The sequence below is a fragment of the Enterococcus sp. JM9B genome, from assembly GCF_009933265.1.
Lineage (GTDB): Bacteria > Bacillota > Bacilli > Lactobacillales > Enterococcaceae > Enterococcus_C > Enterococcus_C songbeiensis.
In genome coordinates this window covers 1-565 of sequence record NZ_MAEK01000023.1, presented here as the reverse complement: position 1 = coordinate 565, position 565 = coordinate 1, and the positions used below count along the sequence as shown (strand labels likewise).

Annotated in this window: 1 protein-coding gene; it reads left to right on the top strand. The window is 33.5% G+C overall.

Annotation, left to right across the window (positions count from 1 at the left end):
• On the top strand, window positions 1-384 hold a 384-nt coding region (locus BAU16_RS13675), incomplete at its 5' end, for an IS30 family transposase (protein WP_237579219.1).
• Window positions 385-565: the final 181 nt, after the last annotated feature.

Below are 565 nucleotides of genomic sequence, written 5' to 3'. Positions count from 1 at the left end.
GTAGCTATCAAGATCCCTCATAAAACGGGAACGGATATGATGTTGGCAATAAAACGACTCGTAGAATTATATCCTCAAGGTGTTAAATCCATTACTTGTGACCGTGGAACTGAGTTTGTGAGCCAATTCAATATCGGGACGCTTGAAGATACATTTTGTTGTAAAATTTATTACGCTAATCCTTATGCGCCGTATGAGCGTGGTTCCAATGAAAATCATAATGGATTATTGAGAGAATACTTTCCAAAACCATTTAACTTTAAGAATATTTCGCAGCGGAAAATTGATGAAGCGGTATTTAGTATGAATACTCGTCCAAGAAAAGTTTTAGGTTGGAAAACTCCTCAGCATAAATTTAAACTAGAATACGCTAAAGTAACATGAAAACTTGCAAAAAAATATTTCTTTGTTATAAAAAAGTTGTTCACGAACAATATGCTTTAAATCAAATTAACTACATGGTATAATAGACCAAATCACGAACGAAGGTTATATGAAGATGATACCATGTTGCACTTAATCTTAACATTCACCTAACATTGACAACTCCTGGATAGCAAAATAA